Origin of the sequence: Caballeronia sp. LjRoot29 (genome assembly GCF_964252755.1) — a bacterium.
Taxonomy (GTDB): Bacteria; Pseudomonadota; Gammaproteobacteria; order Burkholderiales; family Burkholderiaceae; genus Caballeronia.
Window position 1 is genome coordinate 96,605 of sequence record NZ_CAXUPU020000009.1, and the last position, 20,608, is coordinate 117,212.

A 20,608-nucleotide genomic window follows, 5' to 3' on the forward strand; every position below is an offset into this window, starting at 1 on the left:
TTTTGCTTCAGGCTGCCTTCGCAGTCGGTTCCGATTGCACAGGCAGCGCAAGATTCAGCACTGATTGTTCGTTCGCGGTGCCACGCGGCAATTCGCCCGCGATCCGCCCTTGCCGCATCACCACGATCCTGTCCGATACGCCGAGCACTTCCGGCAACTCAGACGAAATCATCACGATCGCGCAGCCGCGTTCTGCCAGTTGATAGATCACGTTATAGATCTCGTGCTTCGCGCCCACGTCAATACCGCGCGTGGGTTCATCGAGGATCACGACTTTCAGTTCCGGCTCGGCGAGCCAGCGCGACAGAATGGTTTTTTGCTGATTGCCGCCGGAGAGAAAACGAATCTTCTGCTTGCGGCTCGGCGTCTTGATCTTCAGCAACTGGATGAAACGCTCGGCCGTTGCGGCTTCTTTCTTGCGATCCAGGAAGAGCCCGGCGCGCAAATAGTGCCGGCGACACGAGATGTTGATGTTCTCGGACACCGACGCCATGGCCACGATGCCTTCTTCTTTCCGGTCTTCAGGACACAACACGATGCCGTGCCTGATCGCTTCGCCCGCGCTGCGAACCTTGATCGGCTTGCCATCGAGTGTGATCGTGCCGGCCTTCTTGTGATCCGCGCCGTAGACCAGGTGCATCAGCTCGCTGCGCCCCGCGCCCACCAGTCCGAAGAAGCCGACAATCTCGCCGCGGCGCACTTCAAAACTGGTCGGTTCACGCAGCGAGTGACCTTCGATATTCGTCACGGCGAAACGCACGTCGCCGAGCGCACGCGGCTTGTAATCGTAGATATCCGAAATTTCACGCCCGACCATTTCCTGCACGAGCGTATCGCGCGGAACCTCGGCGAGATTCGGGTGCGACGCGATCTTGCGGCCATCGCGGAAAATCGTGCATGTATTGCACAGCTCGTAAATCTCGTCCATGCGGTGCGAGATGTAGATCAGCGCGCGGTTGTCCGCTTTCAGATCACGCACGAGCTTGAACAGCACTTCCGTCTCGCGATGCGACAGCGACGACGTGGGTTCGTCGAGCGCAATCACGCGGGCATTGCGCAGCAACGCCTTGCAGATTTCCACCATCTGCCGTTGCGCGATGGAAAGCTTCTTGAGCTTCGCGTTCGGGTCGAGATCGACACCCATTTGCAGCAAGCGCTCGCGCACATGCCTTTTCCCTTCGCGCTTGTGCACCCAGCCGAACGTGTTCGGCAAAGAACCGAGCAGCAGGTTCTCGGCCACCGTGAGATCGGGCACGTACTGCAATTCCTGGTGAATCACCGCGATACCCGCCGCAATCGATGCAGCCGCGCTACCGAATTTCACCTCGTTGCCATCGATCAGGACACGCCCGGAATCCGGCTGATATTCACCGCCCAGCACTTTCAGCAAAGTCGATTTGCCCGCGCCGTTCTCGCCCATCAAGCCATGCACTTCGCCGGCGTTGACGTCAAACGACACGCCGTCGAGCGCGCGCACGCCTGGAAAAACCTTACCGATATTGTCAAAACGCAGCGTCGCTGACACATCGCCTCCTTGGAATTCGTGCGGATCGCAACGCCTCGAAAGACGCTGCGATCCGTGTTGCTCTACCCATACCTGATACGAAAAGACCTTACTTGGCCGATGCCAGGCCCATCTTCTCGCGCACTTCGCCTACGTTGTCACGCGTTGCCAGCATGCCGGTCGTCAGCGTCACGAGCGGCGGTTCCTTGCCGTCCTTGATCCACGTGTACATGAGTTCCGACGTTTCCTCGCCATGACGCTTCGGGCTGATGATCACCGTGCCGTAGAAGCCGGTCGGGTTCGGTTTCTTGAATTCGTTCAACGCCGAATCCGAGCCGCCGATACCCACGCCAATCATGTTGTCCGCCTTGAAACCACGGCCTTCTGCAGCACGCACGGCGCCGAGCACGGCTTCGTCGTTCAGGCCGAACGCCACCCAATGCTTGAACTGGGTGTTTTTCGTCAACGCGATGTTGGCTGCGTTGAAGGCGTTTTCCGTATCGGTCTTGGCTTGCGGCGCCATCACGATATTGGCCTTCGGAAAGCCCGCTGCAACCAGCGCCTCCACAGCACCTGCGGTGCGGTCATGCGCCGTCGGAAGCTGTTCATACGTCACGTCGATAGCGCCAACTTCGGCCATGTTCCAGCCGCGCTTCTTGATCTCGGCAGCAATGCCATCGCCAACCTGCTTGCCGATGTTGAATGCCGAAATGCCCATGTACGGAACCGATTCAATCGGCTTGCCCGAACCATCGACCAGGCGGTCATCCACCGTCATCATCTTGAGCCCGGCAGCTTTCGCTTTGGCAACAATGCCCGGTCCGAGCTTGACGTCAGGCGTGCAGATCACGAAACCCTGGGCCTTTTGCGCGGCGAGGTTATCGATCGCGCTCATCACCTTTTCGCCCGACGGCGCGCCGATCTTCACCAGGGTGAAGCCCTTCGCCTTGGCCGCCATTTCGGCGAATTTCCATTCGTCCTGGAACCAAGGTTCTTCCGGCTGCTTCACGAGGAAGCCAATCTTGACGTCATCGGCGGCTTGCGCCACCGGCGCCGTGAACAAGGTCGCGCTTGCTGCGGTGGCCGTGGCAACGAGCGTGAGGAACATTCTGCGTTTCATGGTCTGTCTCCTGACTTGACTGTCTAGTTGGTACGAAGGTATTGGCCGCGTCTTGTTGTAGTGACGTCGCACCGCGGCCAGTGCGTCATCCTTTACTGCTGAATCGGTCTAATCGTGATACAGCGCCGAGCGCCCGCCATCCACCGTGATGCAACTTGCGTTGATAAACGGCGCTTCGTCGGACGCGAGGAACACGGCGGTCATCGCCACTTCCTCCGGCTGGCCGATGCGCTTCATCGGTTGAAGATCGAGCGTCGCCTGTTTTGCCTTCGCTGGATCAGCCTGTTCGTTCCACCAGTCGTGCGTGAGTTGCGTCTCGATGTAACCCGGCGCGATCGCATTCACGCGAACCTGCCGCCCCGCGTATTCGATACCCAACGCCCGCGTCAATCCAATCACGCCATGCTTAGCCACCGGGTACGGAAAACAACCCGGGATGATCTTGAACGCGTGCGTAGAAGCAATATTCACGATGCTGCCGCGCCCGCGTTCGACCATGCCCGGCAACACCGCGCGGCAGCCGTTCCAGACGCCGTCGAGATCGACGGCAAAGCAACGGCGCCAGTCATCGTCGGTCATGGTCAGCGGATCGCAGAACACGTTGATGCCCGCATTGTTCACCAGCACGTCGACCGGACCGAACTTCACTTCGGCTTCACCGACCGCGTTCTGCACCGAAGCGCTCTGCGTCACATCCGTTTGCACCGCGAGCACGTTGGCCGCTGTTCCGATCCGCGCCGCCGTTTCCCGCGCTAACGCAATATCGAGTTCCGCCAGCACCACCGACGCGCCTTCGCGAATGAACGCGCCGGCAATCGCCGCGCCGATGCCGCGCCCGGCGCCGGTAATGACCGCGACCTTGCCTGCGAGCCGGTTCATTTCTTCTGGCCTCGCGCAACCGCTAATCCATTGATGAACGCCTTCGCGTGCGAGGCCGTGGTCGCTGCGCTCTGACCGGGTTTGTACAGCGCTGAACCCAGACCGAAACCATTTGCGCCCGCCGTCAGGAAAGGACCCATGTTGTCCGGCGAGATTCCACCGACCGGCAAGAGCGGCACTTGCGCCGAGATCACCGCGCGCCATGCCTTCACCACATGCGCGCCAAGCTGCTCGGCGGGGAACATCTTCAATACATCCGCACCGTTTTTCAGCGCGAGGAATGCTTCGTTCGGCGTTGCGACACCCGGCGAACACGCAAGACCTTGCGCCTTCGCGGCGCGCACGACATCGCCGTCGCTATGCGGCATCACGATCAACTCGCCGCCGGCATTCTTCACTTGCGCGACGTAATCCGGATGCAGGACCGTACCCGCACCGACGATCGCGTCGGCGGGAAGTGCCTTGCGGATCGCCGTGATGCTGTCGAACGGCTGCGGCGAATTCAACGGCACTTCCATGATCCGGAAGCCCGCTTCGTACAATGCGAGGCCGTGATCCGCCGCGTCCGCCGGCGTCACGCCACGCAGGATCGCGATCAGCGGACACAGACCGAACGCGGCAGCGAGGCCGGCGTGCGGCGTGTAAGGCGCGGGGAGGTTGATATCGATTTGCATGGTCCTGCTCCTAATTAGATGCGCTCGCCGTCGACTGGATCAGCCCGGCTTGCAACGCGATCCGATGCAACCCGCGCTCGGTTGCGTGCGCGACGGTCCGCGCATCGTGGCAACCGAAGCGCGCGAGCGCATGGCGATAACGTTCGCACAGCGCGTCGTTACCAATCAGCCTTAACGCCTTGCCAGCGAGATCCGTTTGCTCGCGCGCCAGCACTTCGTTGAGGCCGCGTAATTCGTGGCCGATCAACAGGCCCGAGAGGTAATCCGCTTGTTGCTCCGGCTGCAATTGCCCGGTCAGTCCTAACGTGCGAGTGCTGAAAATCGTCGCGAGCATTCCTGCGTGGCCTGAGTCCTTGGCGGTATCGACACCGCGAATGAACGCGTCCAGATCTGGCTGCACGGTCGCGCGCATCGTGCGGCCGAGGATGGTGTGATCGCGCAGGGCGCCGAACGTCTCGCCGGTCATGAACGTGTAGAACCGCTCAATGCGTCCCTTCGATACCACCGCCCACTTCGCATGCGTTCCCGGCAAGCCGATGAGACCGCCGTGCGGTCCCTGATCCAGCGTGGCGTCGCTTGCGAGCGCACCGAAAATCTGCGTTTCTTCGCCGCGCATCACGTTGGGCAACGTGCCGTCTTCCAGCACGCCCGGCACGATGTGAACCGTGACACCCTTGAGCGTTCTCACGCGCACGATGCCCGCGACCAGCGCGGCGGGATCGGCGGGCGTGGACACGTACGGCGCTTCCATCCAGCCTTGCGCGCTGCCAACCATGCCCGCCGCGATCACCGGAAGCGCTGCACTGCCGGCGAGCCATGCGCCGCAGGTTTCTTCGAAGACCGCGTCGAAGCCGCCTTCTGCTGCGGGCTTCGGCAGATTCATGATGCCCGCCGACGATGCCCGCGTATCCAACACCGCGCCGCTTGCGTCGAGCAGATAAGCCCTGAGCGACGTGGTGCCCCAGTCGAGCGCGATGAGCGCCGGTGCTTCGTCAGCGCGGGCTGATTGCGTCTCGGCCGATGTGTCGATCCGCGTCATCGTTTGATCCTGCGTGTTGCGGGCTGCGGAACACGCCAGCCGAGTTCTTGCGAGATCGCGCGCGCTTCGCGCTGCACGACCGGAATCAGTTCTTCCATGCGCTCGGACGGCATGTAGGGAATCGTGCTGGCCACTGACAGCGCCGCCACGATCGCACCCGATGCATCACGCACCGGCGCCGCGACGCAGCGGATCGATGCTTCGTTTTCCTCGAGATCGAAGGTGAAACCGCCTTGCGAATAACGGGTCATGCGCTGGATGAAGGTATCGATGTCAGGCTGGTGATCGGGCTTGAAACTCACCTTCGCGAGCACGCGATGCGACGCCTCCACCAGCTTCTTCCAAGTCTCGGGCGGCAGGTCGAGCATCATCGCTTTACCGATTCCCGTCGATGCCAGCGGCATCCGGTGCCCCACGCGCGAGCGCATTTCAAGGCCGCGCGTGCCGGGAATCTTGTCGATGTAGAGCACGTCGTCGCCGTCGCGCACACCGAGGTGAATGGTGTCGTGCGTGTGTTCGGCGAGCACTTGCAGATGCGGACGCGCGACCGCGGTGAGCGGCATTTGTTCGAGCGCGATGGTGCCGAGTTCGATCAGCTTCGGCCCGAGCAGATAACCGCCGCCGACCTGGCGCAGATAGCGCGCTTGCACCAGCGAGCTCACTAGCCGATGCGTCGTGCTGCGGGTGGTGCCAAGCGCCGCGCCGATACTGCGCAGATCGCGCGCGCCGCCGGCTGCGGCTTCCAGGATCGCGAGGCCGCGCAGCAGCGTTTGCGTGCCGGCTTGCTGGGGCGTGAGGTCGAGCAATGCGGCGGCCGAAGCCTGGGCGTCGTTCGGCTCGTTCGCTTCGTTAGCGGCGTCGGCTGGTTTTGTCTCGGGCGACGCCAGCTTGCCGGCTGTGCGGTCCATCGACAATTCATGCTCGATGGCGGGGTTCAGGGTCTTGGTCATGGCACTCGATGTTCGCGGCTTGAGGATGATTGAGCGTTCGTTCACGACGCGCGCTTACCGGGCCGATAGCGCGCGGAGAAGCGTCGCGCAGGAAACGGCGCGGGGAATCATCGATAAGGAGTGCGAGACACGCGAATGCGGATGCGAGCGCGCTGGTTGCGCTGGTTGCGCTGATGTCGCTGACGTTGGCATGACTTGTCTCCGAGTGCTTTTGTCGTTCCACACGGCCTACGGGAAAACCCCGGGGGCGGTGAAACTGCCGTTTTGGCTGTGATCGGATTTTAGAGCGGGGCGTCCGGATTATTCAATATGTGATTGATGTGTTCACATATTGGGAGAACGGAATGGAGTTTTCGTGAGGGCATCGAAAACGAAAAACCCCGTCTGGGCGGACCGTCTGGGCGGGGTTTTGGGGTAAGAGTCTGCGAACGTGCGCTGCGTCGACTTATGCGGGTGTTTTTTCTTCTTCCCGAATGGTATCAAGCGCGACACGCGCGAAAAATCCGCTGCGTGTTTCGTGATGCTTGCCAGCATATGCGCCAATCTTTCTAAGGATAAACGCGGCAAGCTGATATTTACTCGTTCGGGCTGGGTATCGAACTTGGCCGGATCGACGTCGACGAGCGCCCAGACCGCGCCCGCATATTCCGGTTGATGCACAAGTACTTCGACCGGCGTAACAGATAGGTCAACCTCCTCACCGCATTCGACCAACGTGGAGATATGGCTTTCGATTGCCTCACGCGTGTTGTGGATCGCCTGCTCGATCGTGTCTCCCCACGGGTGACAGCCGGCAATGTCCGGCACAATCACGCCGTACACGTTGCCCTCGTCCTTGTGGATCGCCACTGGAAATCTCATACATTTCACCTCGATAGGGTGCTGCGATGCTGAAGCAAACCGACGACGTTACAAGCCGGCCGATTTCAAAATGCTTCTCAACGTTCCTAGTGGCAGGTCCGGGTTTAGGATGCGGGACGGTCACCAACCCTGGCTTGCCCGGGTGTTTGAAATGATGATGGCTGCCTTTTGTTCTAATCAAACTCCATCCGTCCGCTTCCAGCTTCGGGATCACGTCTTTTCGAATTCATAGGCGTTTCGGGGATCGTGTGTATTTATACACACGATCCGTACGATACTTGTTTCAACGCCAAATTGAGTGAAAACCGGAAATGATCCAGCAGACCCTTCCGGTACGTCGAGCACGCATGCCCCTCACTGCGGCAACTCCGCCGCCCCCATCCGCCGCGCAATCACCCCCGCGCGCTGCGACAAATACGCGGACCCTCTGTGTTCATCGAAGTATTTCGGCCGCGGCAACATCACCGCGAGCCGTGCCGATTGCCACGCGGTCAGCTTCGACGCCGACGTCTTGTAGTAGTAATGCGCCGCGGCTTCAGCGCCATAAACGCCATTGCCCCACTCCACCGAATTCAGGTAGATCTCGAAGATGCGTTCCTTGTCCATCCAGAGCTCGAGCATCGATGTAATGACAAGTTCCTGCGCCTTCCTCACGTAACTCTTTTCCCGCGATAAAAACAGGTTGCGCGCCAGTTGCTGCGAGATGGTCGAGCCGCCCGCGACTATCTTGCCGCGCGCCTTGTTCTTCTCCCAGGCTTGCAGGATGGCATCGGTTTCGTAACCGTTGTTGTTGACGAAGTTCGCGTCCTCGGACGCAATGATCGCGCGCTTCAGGTTGCGCGAAATCTGGTCGTAGGGAATCCACGTGCGTTGAATAGAAAGATCCGGACGATCCTGCGCAAGCCGCCACGCGTCGGAACGCATGAACGCCGTCGATGAAGGATTGACGAACGTATAAATCCCGACCATCGCGAAGAAGTAGAGCTGCGTGGCAATGGCGGCAATCGCCATGACCGAAATGCCGTAGACAATCCACCGAGCCGGCCCGAGACGAACGGGCGATTTTGTTCTTGTCATCGTGCTTCTTTTGGTTGTGACGGAACGGCGTGCTGATTCACGCACTCAACTAAACCTTCGTCGATAACTCCAGCCTCAACGCACGCAGCACCGCGCCGCTGTCCGGGCGCACCCCGCGCCACAAGAAAAACGATTCAGCCGCCTGTTCGACGAGCATCCCAAGGCCGTCCGCCGAACGCGCGCCGAGGCTTTCTGCATGGCGCATGAACACGGTCTGCTCAGCGCTGTACATCATGTCGTAGGCGAGCGTGCCCGGGCCGAACGAACCGTCATCGCAATCGGGCAGCGAGTCGTCGAGACTGCCGGCCGTCGCGTTCACGATGACATCGTAGGGACCCGCTTCCACGCTATGCGCCGCGCCGCCGGAGAAACGCACATGCGCGGCGCGGGCGGCATCGGAGAAATGATCGACGAGTTGCAGCGCCTTCGATGCCGTCCTGTTCACAATAGTCAGTGCCGCGACGCCGCCATCCAGCATGGGCAGCACGACGCCGCGCGCCGCACCGCCCGCGCCCAGCAGCAACACGCGCGCGCCCTTCAATCCCACGCCCAGGTTCCCTTCGATATCACGCACAAGGCCCACGCCGTCGGTGTTGTCACCGAGCACGCCATCAGCATTGAACGCCAGCGTATTCACCGCGCCCGCGGCAGCGGCGCGCGGCGTGAGCGTGTTGGCGAAAGCGTGCGCGTCGAGCTTGAATGGCACCGTCACGTTCATGCCGCGACCGCCGGATTCGATGAACGCGCGGACATCGTCGGCAAATGCGCCGATGGTTCCCAACACGCGCCCGTATTCGATCGCCTCGCCAGTCTGCTCAGCGAAACGCGCATGGATCCACGGCGATTTGCTGTGAGCAACCGGATTGCCGATCACGGCATACGGGTCCCGAGACGCCCGGCCCGATGTCATCGCGTAGGCTCCGTCGTGTCGGGCGTGCTTTCGCCAGCGGGCTCTTCCGTAGGGGCAGCCGCGGCCTCAGCATCTGCAGTCTCAGAAGCTTCCGCCTGCGCCTCAGCTTCGCTCTCGGCGCTCAAATCTTCCGCTTCGATCAACTCTTCTTCCGCCTCGTCCTGCTGCGCTTCGGCGTCTTGCGCTGAGGTCTGAGCAGGCGCGTCGATCACATGCAGCAAACGGCACGACGCTTCGACCGTGAGTTCATCGAGACTCATGACGTCGAGCATCACCTTCGTCCCACGTGCGTGCACGCCAAGCCCGGGCACGTGCAGCATCAACGGGATTTCATCGAGGCGCACGAGATCGTCCTTTACCACCGACGCCGCCACGTGCTTCTTGTTCTCCTGCTTCAACCAGCGCAGGCACCAGAAATACTCCATGCGCCGCTGATAATCGGCGTAGGCGGAATACTGGTCGTCGAAGCCCTGAACAACGGCGAACAGATCGGCGTCTTTCGGCTTGAACGGCGCGACCAGCGCAGCGGTCACGCCGTGCCGAACACACGCGAGCAACTGCCACTGATTGACCAAATCGACGTATCGGCGCAACGGCGACGTGCTCCACGCATATTGCGCAACCCCCAGCCCTTCGTGCGGAGCAGGCGTGGTCTGCATGCGCGTGCGCTTCGGTCCCGGTGCGCCAAATCCGCGTTGTGACCGATAAATCCCCGGCACGCTGTGATCGTTGAGAAACGCGCCCCACGACGAATTCGCGAGAATCGCCAGCTCGGCGACGATCAGATCGAGTGGCGATCCGCGCCGACGCGGCGTGATCGTGATGTGCTCGCCTTCCACGTAGAAATTGAAGTCGTTGTTGCGCTGCACTTCGCGCCGCAGACCGTACCCAGCGCGCGCTTCCTGGCGTTTTTCGAACAGCGCCTGCGCGAGCGGCCACAGCACCGCGATGTCATCCTTGTGCGGATATTCGCCGCTCCCCGCCGCGAGCGATTCCTCGGTGACGTGCTCGTCCAGATGGTTGTGTCGAAGATTGCTCTTCACGAACACCCGCTCGGCGCGCGTTTCGGTTGCGACAATCTCCTGCGTTTCCCGATTTACGATGATGTAGAGCGACAACGCCGGCCGCATTCCGCCTTCGGCCAGCGTGAACGCTTCCACGACGCTGTCCGGCAGCATGGTGATCTTGTCGCCGGGCATGTACACGGTGGACAAGCGCGTGCGCGCGATTGCGTCGATCATGTCGCCGCGCGAAATCCCCAGCGCCGGTGCCGCGATGTGAATACCCACGCGCACGCGGCCGTCGGCGAGATGCTCGACGGAGAACGCATCATCAATTTCAGTGGTGGTGACGTCATCGATCGAAAACGCCTGCACGTCCGCTTCCGGTAAATCGTCGGGAAGCGGCGGCACGGTGACCGGCGCGAAGCCCGTCCCGTGCGGGAAAAATTCCGACAAGAACCGCGCTTCGTGCAACGCACGCGCCGACGGAATGCCGCCCACTTCCAGCATCAGCCGCGCTTGCGAAATTCCGCGAGCGGCAGCGGCCGCTTCAAGCGCCTTATATTCGATAGAGTTCTTATCCGGCTTCGTCAGCAAACCAATCGCCTTGCCGGCGAGCGCCTCGGGTAACTTGCCGGCGACCAGCTCGTCGACATAACCCTCTTGCACCAGCGCCAGTTGCCGCTTCTTTTCCAGCCCGGCCAGCGCCATCTGCAACTGTTCCTGCGGCGCGCGCTGATATTGCCCGCGGCCCTTGCGGCGGAAATACACCGGCGAACCATGCATTCGCAGCACGAGCGCGGCGCGTTCGGTCGCGCCGAATTTATCGCCGAAATAATCCGCGCCCAATTCCGCGAACGGAAATTCTTCGTCCGGCGCGCACTCCCATAGGAAATCGAGATCGATGTCCTGTGCAATGGCATCGGCCTGTTGCATCAGGTCGGCGGCGTTCGGTTTCTCGAATTCGATCAATACGTCTTTGGCGCGCACTTTCGCGCGCCGCCCGCCCGGCAACTCGACCTGAAACGCATCGTTCTGCTTCGACAGAACGGCGCCGGCCTTGAAACTACCTGATTCCTCAAAAAAAACGTTCACTCAATACTCTCGAAAGACTGTTGGTCGACGCGGCGTTCAGCCGGGTTTGCGTCCCGTACGAAGCCAAGCCAACATAAAAGGAAACGCTCAGGGTCTTCAGGCCGCGACAGCGGGCGGCCGAGCCTCGCAGAACGCGAGCACCTGGTCCAGGTAACTGGGAAAGTCGCTGATCGCGTGATCGCTGCCCTGGATCAGCGTGGTCCGCACGTCCGGGTAATGCGCGAGCATGGTGCGGTAGTCGAGCACTTCGTCGCCGGTGGCTGCAATCAGATAGTAGCGGTCCGGCCGGGTGATCGATGTAACGGTAAGCGCACGCAATTCATCAATATGACGCGGCTCGACCACGATACTGCCGCCGCCATGCCACAACGGCTGTTCGCCGAGATAACCGCTCAGGTCCTCTTGCGGCACAACCGCCGGATTCAGCAGCACCGCGCGCCAGCCGTGTTTTTCGGCGAGCCATGTTGCGTAGAACCCGCCGAGCGAACTGCCGATTACCGTGATTTCATCGTCATGCGCTTGCGCCGCGAGCGTTTCAGCCAGCGCAATGGCTTCTTTCGGCGACACCGGCAACATCGGACATTGCCATTGGTCGATCAGTCCAAGCTCTTCCAGCCGCGCGCGCATCACGCGAGCCTTGAACGATTGTGGCGATGACCGAAAGCCGTGCAGATAAAGAATCACACCCGCTCCTTGATGTCCGGCCGCGCGGACAGTGCATCGAGCAGCTTCTGATGCACGCCGCCGAAACCGCCGTTGCTCATCACCAGCACGTGGTCGCCCGGGCGCGCCGCTGCGACGATCGACTTGACGAGCATCGCGAGGTCGCTGAACGCCTGGGCTTTATCGCCGAGAGGCGCGAGTGCCGCTTGCAGATCCCAGCCGAGTTTGTCGCGGCCTTCGTGCGCGCCGTAGCCGAAAACCAGGTCGGCATCGGCGAGACTGGCCGGCAATTGCGCTTTCATCGTGCCGAGCTTCATGGTGTTCGAACGCGGTTCGAGGACGGCCAGAATACGGCTATTCGCGCCAATACGCGTCCGCAATCCCGCCACTGTCGTTTCAATCGCGGTGGGGTGATGCGCGAAGTCGTCGTAGACGGTCACGCCGTCCACGCTGCCCTTCACTTCCATCCGGCGTTTCACGTTCCGGAACGTGCTCAGCGATTGCGTCGCCTGCGCGGGCGGAACGCCCACTGAACGCGCCGCCGCAATCGCCGCCAGCGCATTCATTCGATTGTGCTCGCCTTGCACTTGCCAGTCGACCACGCCCTGGCGCTCGCCTTCCCAGTAGACGGCGAACTGCTCGTCGACGGCAACGCCATCGCTCGCGGGCAGCGCTTCCCAGCCGCCTTGCACGCCGAAGCGCTCGACGCCCGACCAGCAACCGCGCGTCAACACGCGCTCAAGCGCGGCTTCGCGGCCGTTCGTCACGATCCGCCCGACGCCCGGTACGGTACGCACCAGATGATGAAACTGGGTCTCGATAGCACCCAGATCCGGGAAGATATCGGCGTGATCGAATTCGAGGTTGTTCAGCACCGCCGTGCGCGGCCGGTAATGAACGAACTTGGAGCGTTTATCGAAGAAAGCGGTGTCGTATTCATCGGCTTCGATGACAAAGAAACTTGAATCCGTCAGCCGCGCCGAGATGCCGAAATTCAGCGGCACGCCACCGATCAGGAAACCCGGGTTCATGCCGGCATCTTCGAGCAACCACGTCAGCATGGAACTGGTGGTGGTCTTGCCGTGCGTGCCGGCAACCGCGAGCACCCATTTGCCGTTCAGCACATGCTCGCCGAGCCATTGCGGACCGGACGTGTAAGGCAAGCCGCGATCGAGGATGATTTCCATCAGCGGATTGCCGCGCGTAACGACGTTGCCCACTACGTATAAATCGGGTTCAAGCGCAATTTGCTCCACGCCATAACCTTCGATCAACTCGATGCCCTGCGCCTCGAGCTGGGTGCTCATTGGCGGATAAACGCCGGCGTCGCAACCCGTGACGCGGTGACCCGCTTCGCGGGCGAGGACCGCGAGGCCACCCATGAATGTGCCGCAGATACCGAGGATGTGAATGTGCATAAAGCGTGTGTTCGTGGCGGGAGGGGCCGTTAGCACGGGGGGAATGAGTGAGGTATTCCGGCGCCCGGAGCGGTACATTGTAACCGACGGATGGGCTTGGTTTTGGCCAACGGCGGGCCGGCACCGCCCCGGCCCCAGCCCCCTGACGTGATCGAAAACCTATCTCCGGTATCATTCCGCCATGATTCGCAAATCACATTTCGATCCGCTGCGCGTACGCGAAGAAATCGCCATCGCGGCGGCGCGGCTTATCGCCGAAGATGGCCTCGACTATTCCACCGCGAAGCGCAAGGCCGCCCGCCAGGTCGTTGGCGAAACACGCATTGGCGGCGAATGGCTACCGGATAACGGTCAGATCGAAGACGAAATCCGCGAGTATCAGGCAATCTTCCAGAGCGAAAGCCAGCCCGCCGTCCTGCGCCGCATGCGTGAAGTCGCGCTCGAATGGATGCAACGGCTGCAGCCGTTCAACCCGTATCTGACCGGCGCCGTGCTGAATGGCACAGCAGGCGAACACTCGGACATCCACCTGCAATGCTTCTGCGATAACCCCAAGGAAGTCGCCATTTACCTGCTGAACGCGAACGTTCAATACGACGTCTCCGAGACGCGGCATTTTGCCGGCCGCGGTTACGTCGAAACCCTGAGCTTCCTGATGCGCCCCTCGCGCGACGAAGAGCCCATGGGCATTCACATCGCGCTCTACGACACCAACGACCTGCGCGGCGCCGTTCGCGCGGACGGCCGAGGCAAGCTTGCGCGTGCAAGCGCCACCGCCGTACGCGCATTGCTCGACGAGCCGCCCGCACCCACACCGACCAGCTCCCTATGAATTCAATGCGCATTGTTGCCGCCGTCGTTATCGCCATTGCGGCAACCGGCGGCGGCTTTTACGCCAGCCACCTGATGACGGGCGGTGAAACGAGCCAGGCATCCGAAGGCAGCACGAAAGCAAGCGGCAATGCCGTCGATGATCTCTGGAAAGCGCAGTTACAAACTGCCGCCGGAACGCAGCAGGCGCTGGCGTCGTTCAAGGGCAAGCCGGTCGTGGTGAATTTCTGGGCGTCGTGGTGCGGCCCCTGCGTGAAGGAAATGCCGACGCTCTCGGCGATGCATCGTGAATACGAACAGAAAGGGATTACGTTTATCGGCCTTGGCGTCGATTCCGAGAAAAACGTCAACGCGTTCCTTCAGAAGGTACCGGTCGATTACCCCATCTATATTGCCGGCTTCGGCGGCGCCGATCTTGCCCGCAGTTTCGGCAATAACGCGGGCGCGCTGCCCTTCACCGTGGTGATCGATGCCAACGGTGTGATTCGTTCGACAAAACTCGGCGAGGTCGATCCAAAAGAGCTGAAAGCGACGCTCGACGCCTTATAAGACGGCCGTTTGATCCTCCGCAAATCGATATCGATCGCGGGGAGATGCCGTCATTTCCGGAAACTTTGCACGAAAATACAGGCAAAATGCGGGTATCAGACCCGCGTTGCCCCTTGAATCGGGCGTTAGCCGTGCCGTAAAACTAGACAAAATTCTCTAAAGGGCGCTAAAGTGCGCCCAACTCCGCACAAACCAAAGCCACTATGTCTCGATTGCTGGTCCTGCACGGCCCAAATCTTAATCTGCTAGGCACCCGCGAACCGGAAGTCTACGGGCGGGTAACGCTGGCAGATATCGATAAGGCGCTCGCAGAAAAGGCACAGGCGGCCGGCGCGGAATTGTCTTCGTTTCAAAGCAATCATGAAGGCGCGATCGTGGACCGCATTCAGCAAGCGCGGACCGAACAGGTGGATTTCGTGCTGGTCAATCCCGCTGCCTATACGCACACGAGCGTCGCGATCCGCGATGCCCTTGCGGGCGTGGCGCTGCCGTTCATCGAGATTCATTTGTCGAACGTGCACAAGCGGGAAGCTTTCCGGCATCACTCCTATTTCTCCGATCTGGCCGAAGCCGTGATTTGCGGCCTGGGCTGGAAAGGCTATCTGTACGCGCTCGATTTCGCCCTCGAGCGTCTTGCTACGAACGCTGCGGTGAAATCAGCTGGACAGTCAGCTGAGAAGCCACGCGCTTGAGCCGCGATCCGCTCAAGCCAATTGAACTGTTCGCACAACGTGATGCGGAGGCCGCGTCTGCAGCATCGGACAACGCTCCCGTCAGCGGCACCCAACTACCAAGTCAAGCACCGGAAAAAGCTTCCGGTCACCAAGCATTGAAAGGGGAATTTTCGATGGACCTTCGTAAACTTAAAACGCTTATCGACCTAGTCTCGGAATCCGGCATCTCGGAGCTGGAAGTTACCGAAGGCGAAGGCAAGGTTCGCATCGTCAAGAATGCCGCGCCCGTCTACATGCAGGCTCCGCAGTACATGCAGCAACCGATGCAGCAAGCGCCGCAATACGGTCAGCCGGGCGAAGCAGGCAACGCGGGTGTTGCCGCCGGCGCCCCGGCTACGCCCGCCGCCGTCGTGCCGCAAGGTCATGTGGTGACGTCGCCAATGGTCGGATCGTTCTATCGCGCGCCGTCGCCGGGCGCCGACGCGTTCGTGCAGGTCGGCGATACGGTCAAGGAAGGACAGACGCTTTGCATTATCGAAGCAATGAAGCTGCTCAATGAAATCGAGTCGGACAAGTCGGGCGTTGTGAAGGAAATCCTGGTCGAGAACGGCCAGGCCGTCGAGTACGGTCAGCCGCTGTTTTTGATCGGCGACTAATTTCCCCGCGATGCCGCCGGACCAAAAGCGCACTCAGCTGTCATGCGTCTATCCGGTGGCCGCAGCACTCGGGCGCTCGCTTGAATAGTTTGATTACTCAGACTGACGAGCGAGACGCGCCGCCGATCTCCCAGGACCGCCGCGGGCAACCGTCCGGGCGTTCCATCGATGAGTCGAAACCTTGCTATGTTTGAAAAAATCCTCATTGCGAACCGTGGTGAAATCGCGCTCCGAATCCAGCGCGCGTGCCGCGAACTAGGCGTCAAGACGGTCATCGTCTATTCGGAAGCCGATAAAGAAGCCAAATATGTGAAGTTGGCCGATGAAGCCGTGTGTATCGGACCGGCTCCGTCCAACCTCAGCTACCTCAACATGCCGGCGCTGATCAGCGCGGCCGAAGTCACCGATGCCGAAGCGATCCATCCCGGCTACGGTTTCTTGTCGGAAAACGCGGATTTTGCGGAGCGCGTCGAGCAATCCGGCTTCGTGTTCATCGGACCGCGTCCGGAAACCATCCGTTTGATGGGTGACAAAGTCTCCGCCAAGCAAACGATGATCAAGACGGGCGTGCCATGCGTCCCGGGTTCTGAGGGCGCGTTGCCCGAAGATCCGAAGGAAATCGTGAAGATTGCGCGCGCCGTGGGTTATCCGGTGATCATCAAGGCAGCAGGCGGTGGCGGCGGGCGCGGCATGCGCGTGGTGCACACCGAAGCGGCGCTGGTGAACGCGGTGAACATGACCCGCGAGGAAGCTGGCCGTGCGTTCGGCAATCCGCAGGTCTACATGGAGAAATTCCTGGAGAACCCGCGGCACATCGAAATCCAGATTCTGGCGGACTCATTTCGTAACGCAATCTGGCTGGGCGAACGCGATTGCTCCATGCAGCGCCGTCACCAGAAGGTGATTGAAGAAGCGCCGGCACCGGGTATTGCACGCCGCCTGATCGAGCGGATTGGCGATCGCTGCGCCGATGCCTGCAAGAAGATGGGCTATCTGGGCGCGGGTACGTTCGAATTCCTGTACGAGAACAACGAGTTCTATTTCATCGAAATGAACACGCGCGTGCAGGTCGAGCATCCGGTGACGGAGTTGATTACCGGCGTCGATATCGTGCAGGAGCAGATTCGCATTGCTGCCGGCGAAAAGCTCGCGTTCCGCCAGAAGGACATCGTGATTCGCGGTCACGCGATCGAATGCCGGATCAACGCGGAAGATCCGTTCAAGTTCACGCCGTCGCCGGGACGCCTCACGTCGTGGCACTCGCCGGGCGGTCCGGGAATTCGTGTCGATTCGCATGCGTACAACGGCTATTTCGTGCCGCCGAATTACGATTCGATGATCGGCAAGCTGATCTCGTACGGCGCGACGCGTGAGCAAGCAATCAACCGCATGCGTATTGCGTTGTCCGAAATGGTCGTGGAAGGTATTTCGACCAACATCCCGCTGCATCGCGAGATGATGATCGACGCGAAGTTCGTTGAGGGCGGCACGAGCATTCATTACCTCGAAAACAAGCTCGCCGCGCGCAAGGCGGCGGCTGCCGTCGCTGCGGAAGATGCGGCGCAATAACGCATTAAGCAAGGTTTCAAGAAGATGAGCTACCGGGAATTGATCGCCGAGCTGGACCGGGAACATGCCGAAGCGTTGTCGGATGCGCTGCTGGATTTGGGCGCGTTGTCGGTATCGGTGGAAGACGCCGACGCCGATACCCCCGACGAGCAGCCGTTGTTCGGCGAACCCGGCCTCACGCCGGATCAAAAGGCGTGGAACCGCTCGCGGGTCGTCGCCCTTCTCGCCGATGACGTCGACCCCGCCGTGCTGCTTGCGGCCGCGGCCAATGAGATCAGCTTGAAAGACACGCCGGCCTTCACGTTGCGCGATGTTGAAGATCAGGACTGGGTGCGCCTCACGCAATCCCAGTTCGATCCTATCCCTATCGGCAAGCGGATCTGGGTCGTGCCGTCGTGGCATGCAGCGCCCGATCCCGACGCGCTCGTGCTCGAACTTGATCCAGGTCTCGCGTTCGGTACCGGCAGCCATCCGACTACGCGGCTGTGCATGGAATGGCTCGAGCAATCGGTTCAACAAAACCAGTCCGTGCTCGATTACGGTTGCGGTTCCGGCATCCTCGCGATCCTGGCGAAGAAATGCGGCGCGAACCCGGTGATCGGGATTGATATCGATGCGCAAGCGGTGGAATCCGCGCGCCAGAATAGCGAGCGCAATCACGCGGATGTCACCTACGGCCTGCCCGCCGATCTCCCCGAAGGGCAATTCGACATTGTGGTTGCGAACATCTTGTCGAACCCGCTCAAGCTGATGGCGTCGATGCTTTCAGCCCGCGTGACACCGGGCGGTCGCATCGCTTTGTCGGGCATTCTGGCCCGTCAAGCCGATGAAGTTGCCGCGGTCTATGCACGCTGGATCGACATCAGCGTATGGCAGGAACACGAAGGCTGGGTGTGTCTTGCCGGTACCCGCCGCGAAAGCCTTTAGAATAGCGCCATCGTCCATCTACCGGCCTCTGGCCTTCGGCTACATATGGCGCTGGCAACCCGCTGTCCCCACTGCGAAACAGTTTTCCGTCTGGACCCACATTTGCTCGCACCGCACGACGGCCGCGTGCGGTGCGGTCATTGTCAGGAAATCTTCGATGCAGCGCATTATCAGTTCGATCGCGACGAAACCGTCATGGCCGCGCTGGCTGCAACCGCGCCTAACTACGGAGTAGATCCGGCAAGCCCGTGGGCAGAAAAGTCGAGTGCTGAGGTCTCCGGCGACAACCGTGACGCGCTCGGCATTCCCCTGCATCCGTTCGTCCCCAAAACCGCCCTGGCCCCGCAGGTCGAAGCAGAACCCACTCCCGTTGAGCGCGCTGAACCCCTCGCGGGAAGCGCGGCCGCCGACGCAGTTTCGCGCGCGCGGACGGAGAGTGAGCTTCCGGCGGAAGACCGCATCGAATCCCCGTGGCAAGCGGTGAATCGCGCTGAGACGGACGCAGCGCAAGCTCAAGCACCGGCAGACTCCCCCGCTCGCGCCGAACCGCGCACCGATCCTTTCGTGGTTCGCAACGATGGCGATTCGTTGAAGGAATCGCGCACCGATCCGTTCATCGGCCGCACTGAAAACGAAGCGCTGAACGAGTCCCGTGCTGAGTCGCGCACCGAACCGTTTGTCGGCCGGAGCACGCCGCAAGCAGAGCCGGAAACGCCCCCGCCGCGCCGTCCTGTCGAACCTGTCGATACCCGCATTGCAGCCACTGCGCCTTGGGCAGCAGACCCGGTGGAGCCTCGCTTTGGCAACGCGGCTGCGTCGTCTGAACCTGCTTTTGCGCCCACCTCCGAGCCGTTCCCGGTTATCCGTGAAACGCGTGCGCCGGACCGTTCTGGCATCGCGCGGAAGATCATCGGCTCGCTGATCGCGCTGGCACTGCTTGTCACGCTGATCGCGCAGGTCGCGTGGTGGCAACGGGAGACCGTGATGGTCTACTGGCCCGCCTCGCAAATGCTCTTCGCGCGAGCGTGCGAGCAGATCGGCTGCGTGGTCGAGCCGCCGCGGGATATCGACGGCTTGCAGATTGAAAACTCCGGTCTGCGTCAGGTAGACGGGTCGCACAAGCTTGAACTGAAACTCTCGCTACGCAATCGCTTCGACGTAGCGATCGCCTATCCGGCGCTGGAGCTCACCCTCCTCGACGACAGGAACAACGTCGCGATCAGGCGCGTCCTGTGGCCGCAAGATTACGCGCGTCCGGGCACGGTGATCGGCGCGGGTCTCGCCGCCCGCAGTACGCAGCCAGTCATCGTTCGGCTCGATACCGGCGACGCGGTCGCGGCGAATTATCGCGTGCAGATTTTTTATCCCTGAACGATGCTGACTTACGCGAGTCTGCTGACGCGGGTCCGCTACACGTCTTTCCGCTTGAGCGCTTCCGACGCGTTTTTCCGCGCGTTTCTATAATTAGCCAGTCGCTTTTCCCGCGCGTGTCGCTCGACCGTCCCCGGCCGAACGACGCGCATATTCCCTGAACATCAGACACTTTCTGGAGTAGACATGAGCCAAGTTACCCTCGGCGGCAACCCGATCGACGTGGCAGGCACGTTCCCGGCAGCCGGCGCACAAGCGGTCGATTTCACCCTGGTCGGCAAGGATCTGGGCAACCTGACACTGGCAAGCTTCGCCGGCAAGCGCAAAGTTCTGAACATCGTGCCGAGCCTCGACACGCCGACGTGCGCCACCTCCACGCGCAAGTTCAACGTTGCCGCAGCCGGCCTCGACAACACGGTGGTCGTGGTCGTGTCGGGCGACCTGCCGTTCGCGGCAACGCGCTTCTGCACGACGGAAGGCATCGAAAACGTGGTGACGGCATCGACGTTCCGCGGCCATGACTTCGCGAAAGCGTACGGCGTCGATGTCACGAGCGGACCGCTAACAGGCCTGACGGCGCGCGCAGTCGTCGTGATCGATGAAAACGACAAGGTGCTGTACTCGGAACTTGTGCCGGAAATCAAGAACGAGCCGAACTACGACGCAGCACTGGCCGCGTTGAAGTAAGCATCGAAGACGCGGGTCGCCGGTCGCGGGTCGAAGCGCATCTCTATCCCGATCTGGGTTCGCCCCTCGCCGCGCCGGATAAACACCCGAAGCAAGACAGGTTATTCAGTCAGCCGTGGCGGCTTCGCCTGCCACGGCCGTAAGCGGCAATGC

Annotated in this window: 20 protein-coding genes and 1 pseudogene; 8 read left to right on the forward strand and 13 right to left on the reverse strand. The window is 61.2% G+C overall.

The features are described from left to right. Positions 1 to 7: 7 nt before the first annotated feature. The 13 genes and pseudogenes from araG to mpl form a co-directional block, all read right to left on the reverse strand. The gene (gene araG / locus ACSQ83_RS13085) at positions 8 to 1,525 is read right to left on the reverse strand and encodes an L-arabinose ABC transporter ATP-binding protein AraG (RefSeq protein WP_436228416.1); all 1,518 of its coding nucleotides are present in this window, start codon (positions 1,523 to 1,525) and stop codon (positions 8 to 10) included. Between the two features lie 88 nt (positions 1,526 to 1,613). After that, entirely contained in the window at positions 1,614 to 2,624 is a 1,011-nt protein-coding gene (locus ACSQ83_RS13090) for an arabinose ABC transporter substrate-binding protein (RefSeq protein WP_299709134.1), read from the reverse strand. Positions 2,625 to 2,732: 108 nt separating this feature from the next. Then, positions 2,733 to 3,503: an SDR family oxidoreductase gene (locus tag ACSQ83_RS13095; RefSeq protein WP_414967453.1), complete on the reverse strand. Its 771-nt coding sequence runs from the start codon at positions 3,501 to 3,503 to the stop codon at positions 2,733 to 2,735. After that, positions 3,500 to 4,177, reverse strand: coding sequence for a 2-dehydro-3-deoxy-6-phosphogalactonate aldolase (locus ACSQ83_RS13100; RefSeq protein ID WP_436228417.1), 678 nt, complete (start codon positions 4,175 to 4,177; stop codon positions 3,500 to 3,502). Before ACSQ83_RS13100 ends, ACSQ83_RS13095 begins: the two co-directional genes overlap by 4 nt. Before the next feature lie 10 nt (positions 4,178 to 4,187). Next, a complete protein-coding gene (locus tag ACSQ83_RS13105) occupies positions 4,188 to 5,216 on the reverse strand; it encodes a 2-dehydro-3-deoxygalactonokinase (protein WP_436228418.1) in 1,029 nt (342 codons plus the stop codon). After that, positions 5,213 to 6,166, reverse strand: coding sequence for an IclR family transcriptional regulator (locus ACSQ83_RS13110; RefSeq protein WP_436228419.1), 954 nt, complete (start codon positions 6,164 to 6,166; stop codon positions 5,213 to 5,215). Before ACSQ83_RS13110 ends, ACSQ83_RS13105 begins: the two co-directional genes overlap by 4 nt. A 324-nt stretch (positions 6,167 to 6,490) precedes the next feature. Continuing rightward, positions 6,491 to 7,015, reverse strand: a complete 525-nt coding sequence (locus ACSQ83_RS13115; protein WP_436228420.1) for a type II toxin-antitoxin system HicB family antitoxin — start codon at positions 7,013 to 7,015, stop codon at positions 6,491 to 6,493. Positions 7,016 to 7,075: 60 nt separating this feature from the next. Beyond that, positions 7,076 to 7,253 (reverse strand): annotated as a pseudogene (locus ACSQ83_RS13120) (type II toxin-antitoxin system HicA family toxin). A gap of 128 nt (positions 7,254 to 7,381) precedes the next feature. Further along, the gene (mtgA, locus tag ACSQ83_RS13125) at positions 7,382 to 8,104 is read right to left on the reverse strand and encodes a monofunctional biosynthetic peptidoglycan transglycosylase (protein WP_436228421.1); all 723 of its coding nucleotides are present in this window, start codon (positions 8,102 to 8,104) and stop codon (positions 7,382 to 7,384) included. A 49-nt stretch (positions 8,105 to 8,153) separates the two neighbouring features. Further along, complete coding sequence (aroE, locus tag ACSQ83_RS13130) at positions 8,154 to 9,014, reverse strand: shikimate dehydrogenase (protein ID WP_436228422.1); 861 nt, start codon at positions 9,012 to 9,014, stop codon at positions 8,154 to 8,156. Then, positions 9,011 to 11,110 carry a ribonuclease catalytic domain-containing protein gene (locus ACSQ83_RS13135; protein ID WP_436228423.1) on the reverse strand — a complete coding sequence of 700 codons (2,100 nt, stop codon included), beginning with the start codon at positions 11,108 to 11,110 and terminating at the stop codon, positions 9,011 to 9,013. Before ACSQ83_RS13135 ends, aroE begins: the two co-directional genes overlap by 4 nt. Before the next feature lie 96 nt (positions 11,111 to 11,206). Beyond that, complete coding sequence (locus ACSQ83_RS13140; RefSeq protein ID WP_436228424.1) at positions 11,207 to 11,794, reverse strand: YqiA/YcfP family alpha/beta fold hydrolase; 588 nt, start codon at positions 11,792 to 11,794, stop codon at positions 11,207 to 11,209. After that, entirely contained in the window at positions 11,791 to 13,191 is a 1,401-nt protein-coding gene (gene mpl, locus ACSQ83_RS13145) for a UDP-N-acetylmuramate:L-alanyl-gamma-D-glutamyl-meso-diaminopimelate ligase (RefSeq protein ID WP_436228425.1), read from the reverse strand. Before mpl ends, ACSQ83_RS13140 begins: the two co-directional genes overlap by 4 nt. Before the next feature lie 181 nt (positions 13,192 to 13,372). Between mpl and ACSQ83_RS13150 the strand changes: the two genes are divergently transcribed. From ACSQ83_RS13150 to tpx, 8 genes are all read left to right on the forward strand, one after another. Further along, positions 13,373 to 14,023: a UDP-N-acetylmuramate--alanine ligase gene (locus ACSQ83_RS13150; protein ID WP_436228426.1), complete on the forward strand. Its 651-nt coding sequence runs from the start codon at positions 13,373 to 13,375 to the stop codon at positions 14,021 to 14,023. Next, positions 14,020 to 14,571, forward strand: a complete 552-nt coding sequence (locus ACSQ83_RS13155) for a TlpA family protein disulfide reductase (protein ID WP_436228427.1) — start codon at positions 14,020 to 14,022, stop codon at positions 14,569 to 14,571. Before ACSQ83_RS13150 ends, ACSQ83_RS13155 begins: the two co-directional genes overlap by 4 nt. A 203-nt stretch (positions 14,572 to 14,774) precedes the next feature. Beyond that, the gene (aroQ, locus tag ACSQ83_RS13160; protein ID WP_436228428.1) at positions 14,775 to 15,263 is read left to right on the forward strand and encodes a type II 3-dehydroquinate dehydratase; all 489 of its coding nucleotides are present in this window, start codon (positions 14,775 to 14,777) and stop codon (positions 15,261 to 15,263) included. Between the two features lie 155 nt (positions 15,264 to 15,418). Next, positions 15,419 to 15,901: an acetyl-CoA carboxylase biotin carboxyl carrier protein gene (gene accB / locus ACSQ83_RS13165; protein WP_436228429.1), complete on the forward strand. Its 483-nt coding sequence runs from the start codon at positions 15,419 to 15,421 to the stop codon at positions 15,899 to 15,901. A gap of 186 nt (positions 15,902 to 16,087) precedes the next feature. Beyond that, the gene (gene accC, locus ACSQ83_RS13170) at positions 16,088 to 17,470 is read left to right on the forward strand and encodes an acetyl-CoA carboxylase biotin carboxylase subunit (protein WP_299713772.1); all 1,383 of its coding nucleotides are present in this window, start codon (positions 16,088 to 16,090) and stop codon (positions 17,468 to 17,470) included. 24 nt (positions 17,471 to 17,494) lie between these two features. Next, positions 17,495 to 18,397 carry a 50S ribosomal protein L11 methyltransferase gene (gene prmA, locus ACSQ83_RS13175; protein ID WP_436228430.1) on the forward strand — a complete coding sequence of 301 codons (903 nt, stop codon included), beginning with the start codon at positions 17,495 to 17,497 and terminating at the stop codon, positions 18,395 to 18,397. 45 nt (positions 18,398 to 18,442) lie between these two features. Beyond that, positions 18,443 to 19,768 (forward strand): zinc-ribbon and DUF3426 domain-containing protein, encoded by a 1,326-nt coding sequence (locus ACSQ83_RS13180; protein WP_436228431.1) that lies wholly within the window; start codon positions 18,443 to 18,445, stop codon positions 19,766 to 19,768. 186 nt (positions 19,769 to 19,954) lie between these two features. After that, positions 19,955 to 20,455 (forward strand): thiol peroxidase, encoded by a 501-nt coding sequence (gene tpx, locus ACSQ83_RS13185; RefSeq protein ID WP_436228432.1) that lies wholly within the window; start codon positions 19,955 to 19,957, stop codon positions 20,453 to 20,455. Positions 20,456 to 20,608 lie beyond the last annotated feature (153 nt).

What these genes read in the sequence shown, in the direction of transcription:
- ACSQ83_RS13090 (WP_299709134.1), bottom strand. Translation starts at nt 2,624, where the DNA reads ATGAAACGCAGAATGTTCCTCACGCTCGTTGCCACGGCCACCGCAGCA.
- ACSQ83_RS13095 (WP_414967453.1), bottom strand. Translation starts at nt 3,503, where the DNA reads ATGAACCGGCTCGCAGGCAAGGTCGCGGTCATTACCGGCGCCGGGCGC.
- ACSQ83_RS13100 (WP_436228417.1), bottom strand. Translation starts at nt 4,177, where the DNA reads ATGCAAATCGATATCAACCTCCCCGCGCCTTACACGCCGCACGCCGGC.
- ACSQ83_RS13105 (WP_436228418.1), bottom strand. Translation starts at nt 5,216, where the DNA reads ATGACGCGGATCGACACATCGGCCGAGACGCAATCAGCCCGCGCTGAC.
- ACSQ83_RS13110 (WP_436228419.1), bottom strand. Translation starts at nt 6,166, where the DNA reads ATGACCAAGACCCTGAACCCCGCCATCGAGCATGAATTGTCGATGGAC.
- mtgA (WP_436228421.1), bottom strand. Translation starts at nt 8,104, where the DNA reads ATGACAAGAACAAAATCGCCCGTTCGTCTCGGGCCGGCTCGGTGGATT.
- aroE (WP_436228422.1), bottom strand. Translation starts at nt 9,014, where the DNA reads ATGACATCGGGCCGGGCGTCTCGGGACCCGTATGCCGTGATCGGCAAT.
- mpl (WP_436228425.1), bottom strand. Translation starts at nt 13,191, where the DNA reads ATGCACATTCACATCCTCGGTATCTGCGGCACATTCATGGGTGGCCTC.
- ACSQ83_RS13150 (WP_436228426.1), top strand. Translation starts at nt 13,373, where the DNA reads ATGATTCGCAAATCACATTTCGATCCGCTGCGCGTACGCGAAGAAATC.
- ACSQ83_RS13155 (WP_436228427.1), top strand. Translation starts at nt 14,020, where the DNA reads ATGAATTCAATGCGCATTGTTGCCGCCGTCGTTATCGCCATTGCGGCA.
- aroQ (WP_436228428.1), top strand. Translation starts at nt 14,775, where the DNA reads ATGTCTCGATTGCTGGTCCTGCACGGCCCAAATCTTAATCTGCTAGGC.
- accB (WP_436228429.1), top strand. Translation starts at nt 15,419, where the DNA reads ATGGACCTTCGTAAACTTAAAACGCTTATCGACCTAGTCTCGGAATCC.
- accC (WP_299713772.1), top strand. Translation starts at nt 16,088, where the DNA reads ATGTTTGAAAAAATCCTCATTGCGAACCGTGGTGAAATCGCGCTCCGA.
- prmA (WP_436228430.1), top strand. Translation starts at nt 17,495, where the DNA reads ATGAGCTACCGGGAATTGATCGCCGAGCTGGACCGGGAACATGCCGAA.
- ACSQ83_RS13180 (WP_436228431.1), top strand. Translation starts at nt 18,443, where the DNA reads ATGGCGCTGGCAACCCGCTGTCCCCACTGCGAAACAGTTTTCCGTCTG.
- tpx (WP_436228432.1), top strand. Translation starts at nt 19,955, where the DNA reads ATGAGCCAAGTTACCCTCGGCGGCAACCCGATCGACGTGGCAGGCACG.